The following is a 16,832-nucleotide window of genomic DNA, read 5'->3' on the forward strand; positions in this document are numbered from 1 at the left end:
TGAAGGTCTTATGTCTGGTCTGAGTCTCGACCTCGGCAAAAACAGCGTGCGGGAGCCTGGCCGCAGGCGTCCTGCACTGCCGATGGTAGCGTTAGCTGTCCTTTTTTCTTTACTGGCACTTCTGCCCCTGGGTTTTATCATTGCCATAGGCGTTGAGACGGGCTGGGAAACGATTAGGGCGCTGGTATTTCGCCCACGTGTTGCTGAACTGCTCAGTAACACGCTGTGGCTGACGGCGCTGGCGGTACCGCTGTGTATCGTGACGGGCGTGGCGATCGCCTGGCTCACGGAGCGCACGCAGCTTGCCGGGCGAGGGATCTGGTCCGCGCTGGCGGTCGCCCCTCTGGCGATCCCCGCGTTTGTGCAAAGCTATGCCTGGGTGAGCGTGGTTCCCTCGATGCATGGCCTTTCCGCGGGCGTGTTCCTCTCCGTTTTAGCTTACTATCCGTTTATTTATATGCCGGTTGCGGCGGTGCTGCGTCGTCTTGACCCAACGCTGGAAGATGTGGCCGCCTCGCTCGGCACCCCACCGTGGCGGGTCTTTTTCCGCGTGGTGCTGCCGCAGCTAAAACTGGCTATCTGCGGCGGCGCGCTGCTGGTGGCGCTGCACCTGCTGGCGGAATACGGTCTGTACGTGATGATCCGTTTTGATACCTTCACAACGGCCATTTACGACCAGTTTCAGTCCACCTTCAGCGGCCCGGCAGCGAACATGCTGGCGGGCGTATTGGCCTTATGCTGCCTGGCGATCTTAGTGCTGGAAGGCGTGACGCGCGGGAAAGCGCGCTATGCACGCATTGGCGCTGGCGCGGCACGTGAACAGAAACGCTGGCCGCTGAAGCCTGCGGCGGCTGCGCTGGGACAGCTGTTTTTCCTCGCGCTGGTCATTCTGGCGCTGGGCGTGCCGTTACTTGTCCTGTGCCGCTGGATTTGGCTCGGCGGCGTACAAAACTGGATGAACGCCGATCTCTGGCACTCCCTGCGCCAGACGCTGATGCTCGGCGTGGGCGGAGCGCTCCTGACGACGGCGTGCGTCATCCCCATCGCGTGGCTTGGGATCCGCTACCCGCACCGTATTTTCCGGATGCTGGAAGGGTGCATCTACATCACCAGTTCGCTGCCGGGCATTGTCACCGCGCTGGCGCTGGTCACGGTCACTATTCATTACGCTCGCCCCATTTATCAGACGGAAATCACCCTGTTCCTGGCCTATCTGCTGATGTTTATGCCCCGCGCGCTCATTAACCTGCGGGCAGGGATTGCCCAGGCGCCGGTGGAGCTGGAAAACGTGGCGCGCAGCCTGGGCAGCACGCCTGCGAAAGCGCTCTGGAGCGTTACCCTGCGGCTGGCCGCACCGGGCGCTGCGGCAGGCGCCGCGCTGGTATTCCTTGGCGTCAGCAACGAATTGACCGCCACGCTGCTGCTCTCGCCGCTGGGAACCCGCACGCTCTCCACCGGATTCTGGGCGCTGACCAGTGAAATTGATTATGTGGCCGCCGCGCCCTACGCGATGCTGATGATTCTGATCTCACTCCCGCTGACCGCCATTCTCTATATGCAGTCGAAAAAAATTGCAGGGCTATGACATGCTTGAATTAACCGCCATTTCAAAATCGTTTTCGGACGTGCAGGTGCTCGACAGCTTAAACCTGAGCGTTGCGCCGGGGAGCCGCACGGCGATTGTCGGCCCCTCCGGGTCGGGGAAAACCACGCTGCTGCGTATTCTCGCCGGGTTTGAGACGCCGGATACCGGCCGCATTGTCATGCAGGGAAAAACGCTGTTTGATGAAAATCATATTGTTCCTGCTCACCTGCGCGGGATCGGTTTTGTGCCCCAGGAGGGCGCGCTGTTCCCCCATCTCAACGTGGCAGATAACATTGCCTGGGGGCTGAACGGTACCCGCCATGAGAAGCGCCAGCGCGTTGAGGTGCTGATGGAGATGGTCTCTCTCGACAGGCAGCTCGCGACGCACTGGCCCCATGAGATTTCCGGCGGACAGCAGCAGCGCGTGGCGCTTGCCCGTGCGCTGGCCCAGCGTCCTTCGCTGATGCTGCTGGATGAACCGTTCTCGGCGCTGGATACCGGCTTGCGCGCCATGACGCGTAAAGCAACGGCCGATCTGCTGGCGGAAGCGGGCGTGGCCTCAATTCTGGTCACCCACGATCAGAACGAAGCGTTGTCTTTTGCCACGCAGGTTGCCGTGATGCGTTCTGGCCGCTTCACGCAGGTGGGAACGCCTTATGACGTCTATACCCGTCCCGTTGACGAAGAGACGGCGCTGTTTCTTGGCGATGCCGTGATCCTGCCTGCTCAGCTCGCTGGGGGTTACGCCGTGTGTGCACTGGGCGAGGTGCCGACGGACAATCCGCATGCAACAGGAGAGGGCCGGGTAATGATGCGTCCTGAACAATTGCGCGTGACGGCATGTGCGCCTCATGAAAGCCCGGTCTCCATTCTTGATGTCGACTTCACCGGTCAGCTGTCTACGCTGACGCTGGTATTAGCCGGGCATGAACAGCCCATTATCCTCAGGACCGTCAGTCAGCCGGGCTGGCACCCGGGCGCGGCGGTACGCATTGATGTGACGGGCACTGCGCGCGTTTTATAATCATAACCACCCCAAAACGGGGTGGTTGTTCCCCATCGTCCTCATTACCTCCCTTCATGAACGCGTGACGCTTGCCAATGCATAGATAATGCGTATAGTTCTCATTTGCATTGCAGTTAATACATTCTAAGGCCCGACAACGGGTCATTTTTTCGCGCACTTTCAAATGAGTTAACGATGGACAACACCAAAATACACAAAACGCTGCTGGCGCTCGCCATTGGGGCGGTGACACATTCCGTCCAGGCGGCGGATGATAAAAAAGAAGATACGCTTGTTGTGCAGGCTGCACCTGCCAGCGACTTTAAACCCGGCGGCGACCAGCTGGTACCGGCCTTTCTTGACGGGCAGGTGGCGAACGGCGGGCGCATGGGGATGCTGGGCCAGCAGAACGCCATGGACGTGCCGTTCAACATCATCAGCTACACCTCGAAGCTGGTGGAAGATCAGCAGGCGAAAACCATCGCTGACGTGGTCGCCAACGATGCGGGCGTGCAGTACGTTCAGGGATACGGTAACAGCGCGGAGACCTACCGCATTCGTGGCCTGAAGTTTGACGGCGACGACATGACGTTTGGCGGGCTGTCCGGCGTACTGCCGCGTCAGGTGGTGGATGCGCAGATGGTTGACCGCATTGAGATCTTCAAAGGCGCCAACGCGCTGATGAACGGCGCGGCAAGCTCTGGCGTGGGCGGGATGATCAATCTTGAGCCGAAACATGCGGGCGATACCCCGCAGGCAAAAGTGGGCGTGGATTACACCTCAGATTCGCAGTTTGGCACCACGCTGGATGCAGGCCGTCGCTTTGGTGACAGCGACCAGTTCGGCGCGCGCGTGAACCTGGTCCACCGTGAAGGGGAAACCGGCGTACCAAACGACCGTCGCCGCACCACGCTGCTCTCCACCGGTCTTGATTACAACGGCGACAACGTCCGCACCTCGCTGGATCTGGGCTATCAAAAGAAAACCTTCCACGGCAGCCCGACCAGCGTCAACATCTCGGCGGTGGATTTCGTGCCTGAACCGCCGAAAAACGATCGTAACTTCTCGCAGAAGTGGGCCTACAGCGACATCGAAAACGAATTTGGGATGTGGCGCAGCGAATACGACATCACCGATAACTGGACCGCCTATACCGGCCTGGGCGCGCAGCATGCGCACGAAGAAGGGATCTACAGCGCGCCGAAGCTGCTGGACAAAAGCGGCAAAGCCACGGTCAGCCGTCTGGATACTAACCGCATTAGCGATTCCGTTAGCGGGATGGCGGGCATTCGCGGGAATTTCAATACCGGCTTTGTGTCGCACAAGGTGAACGTCGGCTACTCGGCGACGACCAAAAACGAAAAAATCGCGTGGAAAATGTCGGCGACGAAGGATAACCCGACCACCAACATCTACCACAACACCGGCGTTGATATGCCGGACAGCTCCAACTTCAATGGATCAGGTGGCAAATACAGCGATCCGCTAACCAGCGGGCGCACCCGTACTCAGGGCTGGCTGCTGAGCGATACGCTGGGCGTCCTGGACGACAAGCTGCTGTTCACCGCGGGGGCGCGTCATCAGAAAGTGGTCATCCGCGGGTATAACAAAATTACCGGTGCGGAAAACGACGCGGACGGCTTCGACGGTAGCCGCTGGATGCCAACCTACGGCGTGGTTTATAAACCGTGGGAGCAGATTTCCCTTTACGCCAACCACACCGAAGCGCTGCAGCCGGGAAAAACCGCGCCGGACACCGCCACCAACTACGGTCAAAGCACCGGTATTGTTCACTCTAAACAGAATGAAGTCGGCTTGAAGGCAGACTTTGGACGCGTGGGCGGCTCTCTGGCGCTGTTTGAGATCAAAATGCCATCGGCGATCCTCGACGATGACAATCACTACGGCCTGGACGCTGAACAGCGTAACCGTGGCGTAGAGCTCAACGTTTTTGGCGAGCCCATGCTCGGGATGCGCCTGAACGCCAGCGCCACCTGGCTGCAGGCCGAGCTGACCAAAACCAAAAACGGCGTGAATCAAGGCAACGATGCGATTGGCGTGCCGAACTTCTATGCCGTGCTGGGGGCAGAGTACGACATCAAGCCAGTTGACGGCCTGACCGCCACCGCACGCGTGAACCACTCGGGCACGCAGTATGCCGATCTCGCGAACAGCAAAAAGCTGGACAGCTATACCACGCTGGATCTGGGCATGCGCTACCGCTTCGCGCTGAACCACAATGCAAACCAGATGACCGTGCGCGCAGGCATCGACAACGTGACCAATGAAAACTACTGGGCCAGCGTGGACGATTCCGGTACCTACATCACTCAGGGCGAACCGCGAACCTTTAAGGTCTCGGTGGGCTACGAGTTCTAAGCGTTCCACCTCGTTATCCGGGGCAGGGACGCCCCAATCCCGCCGTTATCCTGTTATAAAATTGTAACAAAAGCTTCTTACACTGTTCGCCAACTCCTTACCTCTTGGCCAATGACAGGAAGCCGCTATGGGCAGACCCCTCAAATCCGTTTTTAAAAAAGAACATCGCGACGACATCACTAACCGCAGCGCTAATCCGGTTTTCTCCGAGGTTGCAGAGGTTTTCCTCTCCCGCCGTCGTTTTCTCCAGATGGGCGCCGTGGCGGGTGCTGCCGTTTCCTTTCCCTTTTTGATCAAACCTGATAGCGCCATTGCCGCGGTATCGAAGCCGTCCGCGCTGGCAAAAGCGGTGTCGCTTGGGTTTACCAGTATTCCCGTTTCCACGGACGATACGGTGAGGGTGCCGGAAGGTTATATTGCCCGCCCGTTTTATCGCTGGGGTGACCCGACGGGCATCAAAGACCACATGCCGGCATTTAAGCCGGATGCCAGCAACACGACCGACGAACAGGCCGTGCAGGCGGGGATGCACCACGACGGTATGGCGTGGTTTAGCCTGCCGCAGGGGGAGCAAAACCCGGAACATGGTCTGCTGGCGCTGAACCATGAATACATCGATAACGGGATGCTGTTTACGGACGGTATGGCGAACTGGAACCTCGACAAAGCCCGTAAGGGGCAGAACGCGATGGGCGTGTCGGTGGTGGAAGTGAAAAAAACGGGCAGCGGCTGGGAGGTGGTTCGCCCGTCTTCTTATGCCCGCCGTATCACCGTCAATACGCCGATGCAGCTTACCGGCCCGGCGCGGCATCAGCCCCTGATGAAAACCGCCGCCGACCCGCAGGGGGAGCGCGTGCTGGGCACCATGCAAAACTGCGCCAACGGCCATACGCCGTGGGGCACCTATCTCACCTGCGAGGAGAACTGGTCGGATATTTTCGTGAAAAAAACCGATCTCAATCCGCTGGAAAAGCGCTATGGCATCAGCGACAGCGACGAATCTTACCGCTGGAACGAGGTGGATGAGCGGTTTAGCGTCGATAAAACGCCTAACGAGCCTAACCGATTCGGCTGGGTGGTAGAGATTGACCCCTACGACCCGACCTCCACACCGCGCAAGCACACCGCACTTGGCCGCTTCAAGCACGAGGGGGCCGCCGTTACGCTCTCCGCCGATAATCGCGTGGTGGTCTATATGGGGGACGATCAGAAGTTTGAGTACATTTATAAATTCGTCTCTGACAAAAAATACGATCCTGCGAACCGTGAGGCCAATATGCAACTGCTGACCTCGGGCACGCTGTATGTTGCCAGGTTCAACGAAGAGGGAAGCGGCGACTGGCTGCCGCTGATCTTCGGGCAGAATGGCCTGGATAAAAGCCACGGTTTTGAAAACCAGGGCGATCTGCTGATTAAAACCCGCCTGGCGGCTGACGTGGTGGGGGCGACGAAAATGGATCGCCCGGAGTGGATAGCCGTGGATCCGCACGCCAGCGGCAGCGTCTACTGTACGCTCACCAACAACAGCGATCGCGGTAAAGAGGGGAAAGCCCCGGTCGATGCCGCCAACCCGCGTGCTAATAACGTGTTTGGTCATATTATGCATTGGCACGAAGAGGGGGCCGATCCTGCCGCCGCACGCTTTAAATGGGATATTCTGGTCATGGGCGGGCGCACAGACAGCGACGATCCGAAGGCCAAAGGCTCTATGCAGGGGGCGGCATTCGGCAGCCCGGATGGTCTGTCGTTCGATCATCAGGGCGTTCTGTGGATCCAGACCGACGTCTCTTCCAGCACGATCAACAAAAAAGCGTATGAGGGGATGGGCAATAACCAGATGGTGGCCACCATTCCGGGCAGCAATGAGTTTCGTCGTTTCCTGACGGGCCCGCGTGGGTGTGAAATCACCGGTATTGCGTTTACGCCGGACAACCGGACGCTGTTTATCAATATTCAGCATCCGGGAGAGGGCGGGGATGACATTACCGACCCGGCCAATCCGCGTGCCGTCTCTAACTGGCCGGACGCCAGCCCGAACGGACGCCCGCGTTCGTCAACGGTGGTGATCGTCAAAGCGGACGGCGGGATCATCGGGTCGTGACGTTAATCCGCCGGGCGCATGCGCTGGCCCGGCGTTAAACTTGCTACCACCAGCATGAAGTGTTAAAACGTGCCCCTTCTAAAAAAGAGACAGGGGTAGGGCGTGAAAGACGCGTCATCCGCTTCAGGCCATGGTAGCGCTGAAGCCTCGTCGGATCAGAATCCGACGCTGCAACGTGGTTTGCAAAATCGACATATTCAGTTAATTGCCCTCGGCGGCGCGATTGGTACCGGGTTGTTTCTCGGCATCGGCCCCGCCATTCAAATGGCTGGCCCTGCAGTACTGCTGGGATACGGCATCGCCGGGATTATCGCCTTCCTGATCATGCGCCAGCTCGGCGAAATGGTCGTTGAAGAGCCGGTGTCAGGCTCCTTCGCACACTTTGCTTACAAATACTGGGGCCCGTTTGCAGGCTTCCTCTCCGGCTGGAACTACTGGGTGATGTTCGTGCTGGTGGGGATGGCCGAACTGACCGCCGCAGGCATCTACATGCAGTACTGGCTCCCGGATGTCCCGACGTGGATCTGGGCGGCGGCCTTTTTCATCATCATTAATGCCGTTAACCTCATCAATGTGCGCCTGTATGGCGAAACCGAGTTCTGGTTTGCGCTGATCAAGGTACTGGCGATTATCGGGATGATCGGCTTTGGCCTGTGGCTGCTGTTCTCCGGTCATGGCGGCGAGCGGGCAACCATTGATAACCTCTGGCAGCACGGCGGCTTTCTGGCAACCGGCTGGAAAGGACTGGTTCTCTCTCTGGCGGTGATCATGTTCTCCTTCGGCGGGCTGGAGCTGATTGGTATTACTGCTGCCGAAGCGCGCGACCCGCATAAAAGTATCCCAAAAGCGGTCAACCAGGTGGTGTACCGTATTCTGCTGTTTTACATCGGCTCGCTGGTGGTTCTGCTGGCGCTCTATCCATGGGTGGAAGTGAAATCTGACAGCAGTCCGTTCGTGATGATTTTCCACGATCTGAACAGCAATGTGGTGGCGTCGGCGCTGAACTTCGTCATTCTGGTGGCGTCGCTTTCGGTCTATAACAGTGGCGTTTACTCCAACAGCCGTATGCTGTTTGGCCTTTCCGTACAGGGGAACGCGCCGAAGTTCCTGACCCGCGTCAGCCGTCGCGGTGTGCCGATTAATTCCTTGTTCCTTTCCGGCGCGATTACGTCATTAGTGGTGCTGATCAACTACCTGCTGCCGAAAGCGGCATTTGGCCTGCTGATGGCGCTGGTTGTCGCCACGCTGCTGCTGAACTGGATCATGATCTGCCTGGCGCACCTGCGCTTTCGTGCGGCGATGCGACGCAAGGGACGCGAGACGCAGTTTAAAGCGCTGCTCTACCCGGCAGGGAACTATATCTGTATCGCGTTCCTGGGGCTGATTCTGGTGCTGATGTGCACGATGGATGAGATGCGTCTCTCAGCGATGCTGCTGCCAGTGTGGGTGGTGTTCCTGTTTATTGCGTTTAAATTATCCCGTAAAAAGTAGCACGTTTTTCGCCCGGTGGCGCTGCGCTTACCGGGCCTACATGTTCTGGGCCGTTATTATTTTGTAGGCCGGGTCAGGCGAAGCCGCTACCCGGCTTTGAATGTGCAATATCAAATCTGAAACGCTATTCGTTTCCCATTCGGTAACGTCACATCAATGCTCATTTCACCGCCGAGCGCACTGACATAGCGTTTGAGTGTTGAAAGCCGGGGATCGTTTCCCGGCTGTTCGATTTTTGCCACAGTGGGTTGTTTTACCCCCATTGCCGCGGCCAGTTCTGTCTGCGAAATATTGAGCTCTTCCCGCAGTTGGTTCAGGGCAACAATTCTTCGTATTACATCAACTTTAGCCGCAATACGCTCCTGACTTTCCGCGCTCTGTTGTGCCATGAGTTCTTTTAGCGTTGCCATATGGCCTCCTTATCCGCCAGATGTCTGCTGTACTCAACGTCAGCCAGCGTAATCATTTCGTTATAAAACCGTTTTTGATTGCAACCGGTTTTGTCTCCAGCACAGAGCACAATTGCCTTACGGTCAGGATCAAAAGCAAAAAAAGCTCTGATGGGATTTCCCGCATGTTGAATCCGTAATTCCTTCATGTTCGCATAGGCTGAAGCCTTCACGGTATCTACGTATGGCCGCCCAAGCGTTGGGCCAAACTCAGCAAGAATATGCATCATCGCTAGCACATCTTCTTTTAATGCTGTTGTTTGTTCGAAGTACCATTGATCAAATCTGTCCGTTGTCTCGACATTCCACATCGTTTCTCCTTTAGCTTCCTCGCTATATTATTTTATAGCCTGTAGGCTATAGTGACAATCAGAACGCCTCGTTTTGTCATACATCGACCTTTATCGTGACCCCCCTCCCAATTCTGTTTCGATCCACAGGATCTTTATTTTGTAATCGATTACTTTTTATTTGCTGTCATTTGTAATCGATTACTTTTTCCGGGTGAGGCTTATCATGGTGTCAACTGAAAGTAGTGAAAAGGCGATAACACAGCACCGGCTGCTGGTGCCGCGTCTGTCGTTGATGATGTTTCTGCAGTTTTTCATCTGGGGTAGCTGGTCAGTCACGCTTGGCCTGGTGATGACCCGGCACAACATGTCTCTGTTAATTGGCGATGCGTTCTCCGCCGGGCCCATCGCCTCCATTCTCTCGCCGTTTGTGCTCGGCATGCTGGTGGATCGTTTCTTTGCCTCGCAGAAGGTGATGGCGGTGATGCACCTGGCGGGCGCGGCAATCCTCTGGTTTGTGCCGGGGGCGCTGATTGCCGAAAACGGCGCGCTGCTGATTGGCCTGCTGTTTGGTTACACGCTCTGCTATATGCCAACGCTGGCGCTGACCAACAACATCGCATTTCACAGCCTGGCGAACGTGGATAAAACTTTCCCGGTGGTGCGCGTGTTCGGCACCATCGGCTGGATCGTGGCGGGAATTTTCATCGGCGTGACCGGCGTGGCGTCCAGCGTCACCATCTTCCAGGTGGCGGCAGCCAGCTCCCTGCTGCTCGCACTCTACAGCCTGACGCTGCCGCACACGCCAGCGCCAGCGAAAGGGCTACCGGTGCAGGTGCGCGATCTCTTTTGTGCCGATGCCTTTGCGCTACTCAAAACCCGCCATTTCTTTGTCTTCTCCGTCTGCGCGATGCTGATCTCCGTCCCGCTTGGCACCTATTACGCCTATACCGCCTCGTATCTGGCGGATGCCGGTATTGCAGACGTCAGCACCGCCATGTCCTTCGGGCAGATGTCAGAGATCTTCTTCATGCTGGTCATTCCGCTGCTGTTCCGCCGTCTGGGGGTGAAAGTCATGCTGCTGATCGGCATGCTGGCGTGGTTCGTGCGTTATGCCATGTTCGCGCTGGGCGTTAGCGAGGAAGGACGCATCCTGTTGTACCTGGGGATCCTGCTGCACGGCGTCTGCTACGATTTCTTCTTCGTCGTCGGCTTTATCTACACCGACCGCGTGGCGGGTGAAAAGGTGAAAGGACAGGCGCAAAGCATGATTGTCATGTTCACCTACGGCATCGGCATGCTGCTGGGCTCTCAGATTTCAGGCGCGCTTTATAACCGTCTGGTGGCCGGTCAGACCGTGCCGCAGGCATGGGTGACATTCTGGTGGATCCCGGCGGTGGCTGCCGCGGCGATCGCGCTGATTTTCCTTCTCACGTTCAGGTATGACGATGACAAGGCGTAATGTTCAGGAGGGGTTATGAGGACGATGAAAGGACCGGGCATTTTTCTGTCGCAATTTATTGGCGAGAAAGCGCCGTTCAACACGCTCGACGGACTGGCAGGCTGGGCGGCGGCGAAGGGTTACAAAGCGGTGCAGATCCCCTGCAATCATCCGCACATTTTTGATGTCGAAAAAGCGGCAGAGAGCCAGGCCTACTGCGATGACATTACCGGCAAGCTGGGCGCGCACGGGCTGGTCATCAGCGAGCTGTCGACCCATCTGGAGGGGCAGCTTGTGGCGGTAAACGAGGTCTACAGCGACGCGTTTGACCACTTCGCCCCCGCCGCCGTGCGCGGTAATGATACGGCTCGTCGGGCATGGGCAACGGAAAAGCTAAAGCAGGCGGCAGTCGCCTCGGCCAGACTCGGCCTGAAAGCGCACGCCACCTTTTCCGGCTCGCTGGCGTGGCCGTTTTTCTATCCATGGCCGCCGCATAACGAGCAGCGTTTTCAGGCGGCATTCGAGGAGCTGGCAAACCGCTGGCGACCGATTCTGGATACCTTTGACGAACAGGGCGTGGACGTCTGTTTTGAGTTGCATCCGGGCGAAGACTTGCACGACGGCGTGAGCTTTGAGCGTTTTCTGGCGCTTCTGGATAATCACCCGCGCTGCAATATCCTTTACGACCCGAGCCACATGCTGTTACAGCAGATGGATTACCTGACCTTCATCGACATTTACCACGCGCGCATCAAAGCCTTCCACGTCAAAGATGCCGAGTTCCATCCTAATGGGCGCAGCGGCGTGTACGGTGGTTACCAGCCGTGGATCAACCGCGCCGGGCGCTTCCGTTCGCTCGGCGACGGACAGATCGACTTCAAAGGCATTTTCAGCAAGCTGACCCAGTACGATTATGACGGCTGGGCGGTGCTGGAGTGGGAGTGCTGCCTGAAAGACGGTGATACCGGCGCAAGTGAGGGAAGCGAGTTTATCCGCCGCCACATCATCCCCGTATCCGGGCGTGCGTTTGATGACTTCGCGGCAGGGGGCAGCCATGATTAATGTCGGGATTGTCGGCAGCGGGTTTATCGGCCCGGCGCATATCGAGGCGCTGCGGCGTCTCGGGTTTGTGCAGGTGGTGGCGCTCTGCGACGGCACGCTTGCCAGCGCGCAGGAAAAAGCACGCCAGCTTAACGTGCCCCACGCCTGCGCCAGCGTGGCGGAACTGCTCGCACTTCCTGACCTGCACGTGGTGCACAACTGCACGCCCAATCATCTGCACGCGGAGATTAACCGTCAGATCCTGCGCGCGGGAAAACATGTCTTTTCAGAAAAACCGCTCTGCATGACGTCGGACGAGGCGCGTGACCTGGTGGCGCGGGCGGAGCAGGCTGGCGTGGTGCACGGCGTGAGCTTTGTCTATCGCCAGTTTGCGATGGTGCGCCAGGCGGCGAGCATGATGCGCGCGGGCAGCCTCGGGCGGCTATTCGCCTCACACGGCAGTTATTTACAGGACTGGATGCTGCTGGAAACAGACTACAACTGGCGGGTGGATGCCGCGCTTGGCGGGGCTTCGCGCACGGTGGCGGATATCGGCTCCCACTGGTGCGATACGGTGCAATTTGTGACCGGCAGGCGCATTACCGAGGTCATGGCCGATCTCTCCATCGTCTGGCCGACGCGTAAGGCCAGCATGGGCGGTCATCAGACTTTCTCCCACGATGAGGCGGCGGCGTATACCAACACACCGGTCAGTACCGAAGACTTTGGCTCAGTGCTGTTCCGCTTTGACGATGGCAGCAAAGGTTGCTTTAGCGTATCGCAGGTGAGCGCCGGGCGTAAAAACCGCCTGACGTTTGAGATTAACGGCAGCGAGCAGTCAGTGGCGTGGGATCAGGAGGTGCCGCAACAGCTGTGGATCGGCCATCGCGCGCTGGCAAATCAGACGCTCACCGACGATCCAGGCTTGATGAACCCTGACGTGGCCAGCAGCGCACACTTCCCCGGCGGGCACATCGAAGGCTGGCCTGACGCCTTTAAAAATATGATGATGCAGTTCTACCGCGCCGTGCAGGCGGGAGCGATGCCGGAGGCACCGCAGTTTGCGACCTTCCACGATGGCGCAAGCGTGATGTATATCATTGATGCCATAGTGAAAAGTCATCAGCAGCAGCGTTGGGTACGCGTGGCGCAATGACGTGTTGCCCGGTTCGCCGGGCAACAAATTTATGGTAGCCTGCACAAAACGCTAACCGCAGGATGTGTCGTCGCTATGTCAATTCAGAAAATCGCTCAGCTGGCCGGGGTCTCCGTGGCAACGGTCTCCCGCGTGCTCAATAACAGCGACACCGTGAAGGCAAAAAACCGCGAGCGCGTCCTGCAGGCCATCAAAGAGAGCAACTACCAGCCTAATTTACTGGCCCGTCAGTTACGTACTGCCCGGAGCTATATGATCCTGGTGATGGTCTCAAACATTGCCAACCCGTTCTGCGCCGAAGTGGTGAAGGGCATTGAAGAAGAGGCGGAGAAAAACGGCTATCGGATCCTGCTGTGTAACTCCGGGTCGGACATCGAACGTTCCCGTTCGGGCTTAAGCCTGCTGTCGGGCAAAATCGTCGACGGCATTATCACCATGGACGCTTTCTCAAAGCTGCCGGAACTGGCCGCGCTGATTGGCTCCGCACCGTGGGTGCAGTGTGCCGAATATGCCGATGCCGGCGCGGTTTCCTGCGTGGGGATTAACGACGTTGATGCGTCGCAGCATGCCGTCAGCCAGCTTGCCGACGGTGGACGCAAACGCATCGCGATGATCAACCACGACCTGAGCTATAAATATGCCCGTCTGCGCGAGCGCGGCTATAAGAGCGTGATCCACCTAAAAGATCTGGAGTATCAGGCGGTTGAATACGCCAGCGATCTCAGCTTCCGCGCCGGGATGGTGGCGATGCAAAATCTGTTGCAGGATAATCCACCGGATGCGGTGTTTGCCGTCTCTGATACGCTGGCGGCGGGCGCGCTGCGCGCCATTCAGCAGGCCGGGCTGCGGGTGCCGGAGGATATTGCTGTTGTGGGATTTGACGGCACCGAGCTGGCGGACATGATTTCGCTGACCACCATCGAACAGCCGTCGCGGGATATCGGGCGCAAGGCGGTCGACCTGCTCTTAAATAAAATCGACAACCCCGAGGCGCCCACGGAAAGAGTGATGATGGACTGGCGCTTTATTTCCCGCGCCAGTACCTGATTATTGCGCTATAACCCCTGCCAGGGAGCGAATATCGTTCCCGGTAGGTGACTGATGAATACGCAAACCAAACTCCTCCACCACCGCAAAAATATGATCGAAGATGTCAGCCTGAATCTCCTCATATTCTGCCCAGATCACCGTGTTGGTGAAAGCGTATATTTCAATCGGCAGGCCGTTGGCATCCGGTGCCAGCTGACGCACCATTAACGTCATATCTTTGCGAATGCGCGGGTGGTTACGCAGATATTCATTCAGGTAGGCGCGGAAGGTACCAATATTTGTCATTTTGCGCAGGTCTAATACCGATTCACCTTCGCCATTTTTCTGATTCCACAGGCTAATTTCCTCATGTCGCGCGGCCAGATAGGGCTTGAGCAGTTTCGCCTGAATCAGCTTCTGCTGCTCCTGCTCGTCCAGGAAGTGAATGCTGGTGGTATCGATATTCAGGCTGCGCTTAATGCGTCGGCCGCCGGAGGCCGACATGCCGCTCCAGTTGATAAAGGCGTCAGAGACCAGCGCCCACGTTGGGATCGTGGTGATGGTGTTATCGAAGTTGCGCACTTTAACGGTGGTCAGGCCGATGTCCGTAACCGTGCCGTTGGCACCGTATTTCGGCATCTCCAGCCAGTCGCCAAGCTTGAGCATGTCGTTGGCGGAAAGCTGGATCCCGGCGACCAGTCCCAGTATCGGGTCTTTAAAGACCAGCATCAGAACGGCGGCCATAGCACCCAGGCCGCTAATCAAAATGGCCGGTGACTGACCGATCAGCAGAGAGATAATTAAGATCCCCACCAGAATCGCGCTCACCAGCTTGATGCCCTGGAAGATCCCTTTCAGCGGCAGCTGTGAGGCGGTCGCCATTTTCTGCGAAAGATTGAATATGACGTCCAGCAGCGAGAAGAAGGAGAGCAGGGCATACACCATCACCCACAGCTTCGCGCAGGTGGTGAGCATTTCTGCCGCTTCGCTCCCTTTTTGCAGCCAGAGAACGGCCTGAACGTTGACGATTATCCCCTGAAGGGTAAATGCCAGACGGTGAAATAATTTATTCTGGGTAATAATCTGCAACCATAAATGGCTGCTGGCCCGGGCGCGTTTCTCGAATGCGCGCAGCACGACTTTGTGCAGAATAAAATGAACGATGATGGCAGTAAGAAAAATAATACCAAAGATAATCACTAAAGAGGTGGTGTGATTAATTTCAATGCCTAACTCTTCAACCTGAGCAATTAATTCCTGCATAACGTCTCCTGTATTGATGCAGCCCCATAATGGCGGCTGCGGATCTATTATGCAAATACCTCAGGCTTATTTGCTGGCCTGGCAGACCTTCACGACGGGTAAACACAGCCGATGGCGGATGCGCAGCGTTGCCAGCGCCAGGATGACCATCAGGCCGGTTTCCACCGTCAGGAAAAGGTTAATCGCCTGGGCGTAATCCCCGTGATGATGTTGCAGCCCGTGCAGCAAAATCGCCCCGAAAATGGCCGGGCCAAGCCCCAGCGCGGCCTGCTGCAGGGTGCTTAAGATGGCGCTGGCGGCCCCTGCGTCATCAGGCTGAATATCGCGCATCCCGATGCGGTAGAAGCTGTTCACAATCAGCGCCTGACCGTAGCCTACCAGCCCGGTGGCTGGCGCCAGCGTCAGCGCCGTATTTTGCACTCCCCAGTAGCGGAACGTGGCGATCAGCGCCAGCAGGCCGATTATCTGGATTGCCAGGCCGGTGAGCAGAATCGTGCTGGTGCTGTAGCGCGCAATCAGCCGCGGCGCGAACCACGCGGAGATAAAATAGGTCACCCCGAGGGCGATAAAACTGTTCCCGGACTGCCACGGCGCCATCCCCAGACCGGTTTGCATGGTCAGCGCCATACAGAACATAAACCCGGACCAGACGCTGAAAAAGAGCAGCGCAATCACGATGCCAAAGCGAACGCTGCGGAGCTGAAGCAGACGCGGTGGGATCAGCGGATGGGCATTTCCACGCTCTTTTTTGCGCGCATTCTGTGCCATCAGCCAGGCCAGCGGAATAATGACGAGAAGCATAACCTTTAGCGACCACGGCCAGTGCCACTGTGGGCCGAGCGCCATCGGGAACAGCAGACAGCAGAGCATAATGGCCAGCAAGACGGTCCCTGTCCAGTCGATGCGCGACGGCGTTTCACGGCGGGTTTCCGGCACGTAGCGACGGCTCAGCGCCAGCACCACCAGGCAGATGGGGACGTTAATAAAGAAGGCGTTACGCCAGCCCAGTCCGGCGATATCCGCCGATACCAGCCAGCCGCCGCCCATCTGGCCGACGATAAACGCGATCCCCCCAATGCCGCCGAACAGGCTAATCGCCTTCGCGTGGGCTGTGCCTTTTAACGTGACGTGCAGCGTGGCAAGAATTTGCGGCATGATCAGGGCGGCACCCGCCCCCTGAACAATACGCGCGGCCAGCAGTTGTTCAATGTTCCCCGCCATTCCGCACAGCAGCGAGGCCAGGCCAAAGATTGCCACACCCCACATAAACAGGCGACGGCGGCCAAGATTATCTCCCAGCTTGCTGCCGAGCGCGAGGCAGACGGCAAACGCCACGCCATAAAGCGCGACAATCAGCTCCAGCTCGGTGGCGGTTGCGTGCAGTGAATGGGTAATGGCGTCCAGCGCCACGTTAGTGATTGAGGTATCAATCATGGGTAGCATCTGGCCGGTTAACAGCAATATCAGGCCTGCGCGACCCGGTGAAACAACTGACGTATTCATGGTAACTCCATTGCGTCATTCATCAGATGGTCGTAGCATCAACCATCTGATAAACGGGTACCAGTTCTTGCTTATACTGGTACTGGCACTACCATGCA

Annotated in this window: 13 protein-coding genes; 9 read left to right on the plus strand and 4 right to left on the minus strand. The window is 57.6% G+C overall.

Annotation, left to right across the window (positions count from 1 at the left end):
• Positions 1-10: 10 nt before the first annotated feature.
• From L383_RS22645 to pheP, 5 genes are all read left to right on the plus strand, one after another.
• Positions 11-1,585 (plus strand): ABC transporter permease, encoded by a 1,575-nt coding sequence (locus tag L383_RS22645; protein WP_023332289.1) that lies wholly within the window; start codon positions 11-13, stop codon positions 1,583-1,585.
• Position 1,586: 1 nt separating this feature from the next.
• The gene (locus tag L383_RS22640) at positions 1,587-2,609 is read left to right on the plus strand and encodes an ABC transporter ATP-binding protein (protein WP_023332290.1); all 1,023 of its coding nucleotides are present in this window, start codon (positions 1,587-1,589) and stop codon (positions 2,607-2,609) included.
• 177 nt (positions 2,610-2,786) lie between these two features.
• Complete coding sequence (locus L383_RS22635) at positions 2,787-4,970, plus strand: TonB-dependent receptor (RefSeq protein WP_023332291.1); 2,184 nt, start codon at positions 2,787-2,789, stop codon at positions 4,968-4,970.
• A gap of 127 nt (positions 4,971-5,097) precedes the next feature.
• Entirely contained in the window at positions 5,098-7,071 is a 1,974-nt protein-coding gene (locus L383_RS22630) for a PhoX family protein (RefSeq protein ID WP_023332292.1), read from the plus strand.
• 102 nt (positions 7,072-7,173) lie between these two features.
• Positions 7,174-8,562: a phenylalanine transporter gene (pheP, locus tag L383_RS22625; protein ID WP_023332293.1), complete on the plus strand. Its 1,389-nt coding sequence runs from the start codon at positions 7,174-7,176 to the stop codon at positions 8,560-8,562.
• 110 nt (positions 8,563-8,672) lie between these two features.
• Here pheP and L383_RS22620 read toward each other — a convergent pair whose 3' ends face one another.
• On the minus strand, positions 8,673-8,972 hold the full coding sequence (locus tag L383_RS22620; RefSeq protein WP_014882863.1) for a helix-turn-helix domain-containing protein: 300 nt from the start codon (positions 8,970-8,972) through the stop codon (positions 8,673-8,675).
• A complete protein-coding gene (locus L383_RS22615; protein ID WP_023332294.1) occupies positions 8,960-9,322 on the minus strand; it encodes a type II toxin-antitoxin system RelE/ParE family toxin in 363 nt (120 codons plus the stop codon). The genes L383_RS22620 and L383_RS22615 overlap by 13 nt, the downstream gene beginning before the upstream one ends.
• 205 nt (positions 9,323-9,527) lie before the next feature.
• Between L383_RS22615 and L383_RS22610 the strand changes: the two genes are divergently transcribed.
• The 4 genes from L383_RS22610 (at position 9,528) to L383_RS22595 (ending at position 13,986) form a co-directional block, all read left to right on the plus strand.
• Positions 9,528-10,763 carry an MFS transporter gene (locus L383_RS22610; RefSeq protein WP_023332295.1) on the plus strand — a complete coding sequence of 412 codons (1,236 nt, stop codon included), beginning with the start codon at positions 9,528-9,530 and terminating at the stop codon, positions 10,761-10,763.
• Between the two features lie 15 nt (positions 10,764-10,778).
• Entirely contained in the window at positions 10,779-11,804 is a 1,026-nt protein-coding gene (locus tag L383_RS22605) for a sugar phosphate isomerase/epimerase family protein (RefSeq protein WP_023332296.1), read from the plus strand.
• Positions 11,797-12,939 carry a Gfo/Idh/MocA family protein gene (locus L383_RS22600; protein WP_023332297.1) on the plus strand — a complete coding sequence of 381 codons (1,143 nt, stop codon included), beginning with the start codon at positions 11,797-11,799 and terminating at the stop codon, positions 12,937-12,939. Before L383_RS22605 ends, L383_RS22600 begins: the two co-directional genes overlap by 8 nt.
• A 75-nt stretch (positions 12,940-13,014) precedes the next feature.
• Entirely contained in the window at positions 13,015-13,986 is a 972-nt protein-coding gene (locus L383_RS22595; RefSeq protein ID WP_014882868.1) for a LacI family DNA-binding transcriptional regulator, read from the plus strand.
• Here the strand turns inward: L383_RS22595 and L383_RS22590 are convergent, their stop codons facing one another.
• Together L383_RS22590 and L383_RS22585 are read right to left on the minus strand one after the other, a co-directional pair.
• Positions 13,987-15,231: a mechanosensitive ion channel family protein gene (locus L383_RS22590; RefSeq protein ID WP_014882869.1), complete on the minus strand. Its 1,245-nt coding sequence runs from the start codon at positions 15,229-15,231 to the stop codon at positions 13,987-13,989.
• A gap of 66 nt (positions 15,232-15,297) precedes the next feature.
• Positions 15,298-16,734: an MFS transporter gene (locus L383_RS22585; protein WP_023332298.1), complete on the minus strand. Its 1,437-nt coding sequence runs from the start codon at positions 16,732-16,734 to the stop codon at positions 15,298-15,300.
• Between the last annotated feature and the right edge of the window lie 98 nt (positions 16,735-16,832).

The sequence above is a fragment of the Enterobacter sp. MGH 37 genome (assembly GCF_000534515.1).
GTDB lineage: Bacteria > Pseudomonadota > Gammaproteobacteria > Enterobacterales > Enterobacteriaceae > Enterobacter > Enterobacter kobei.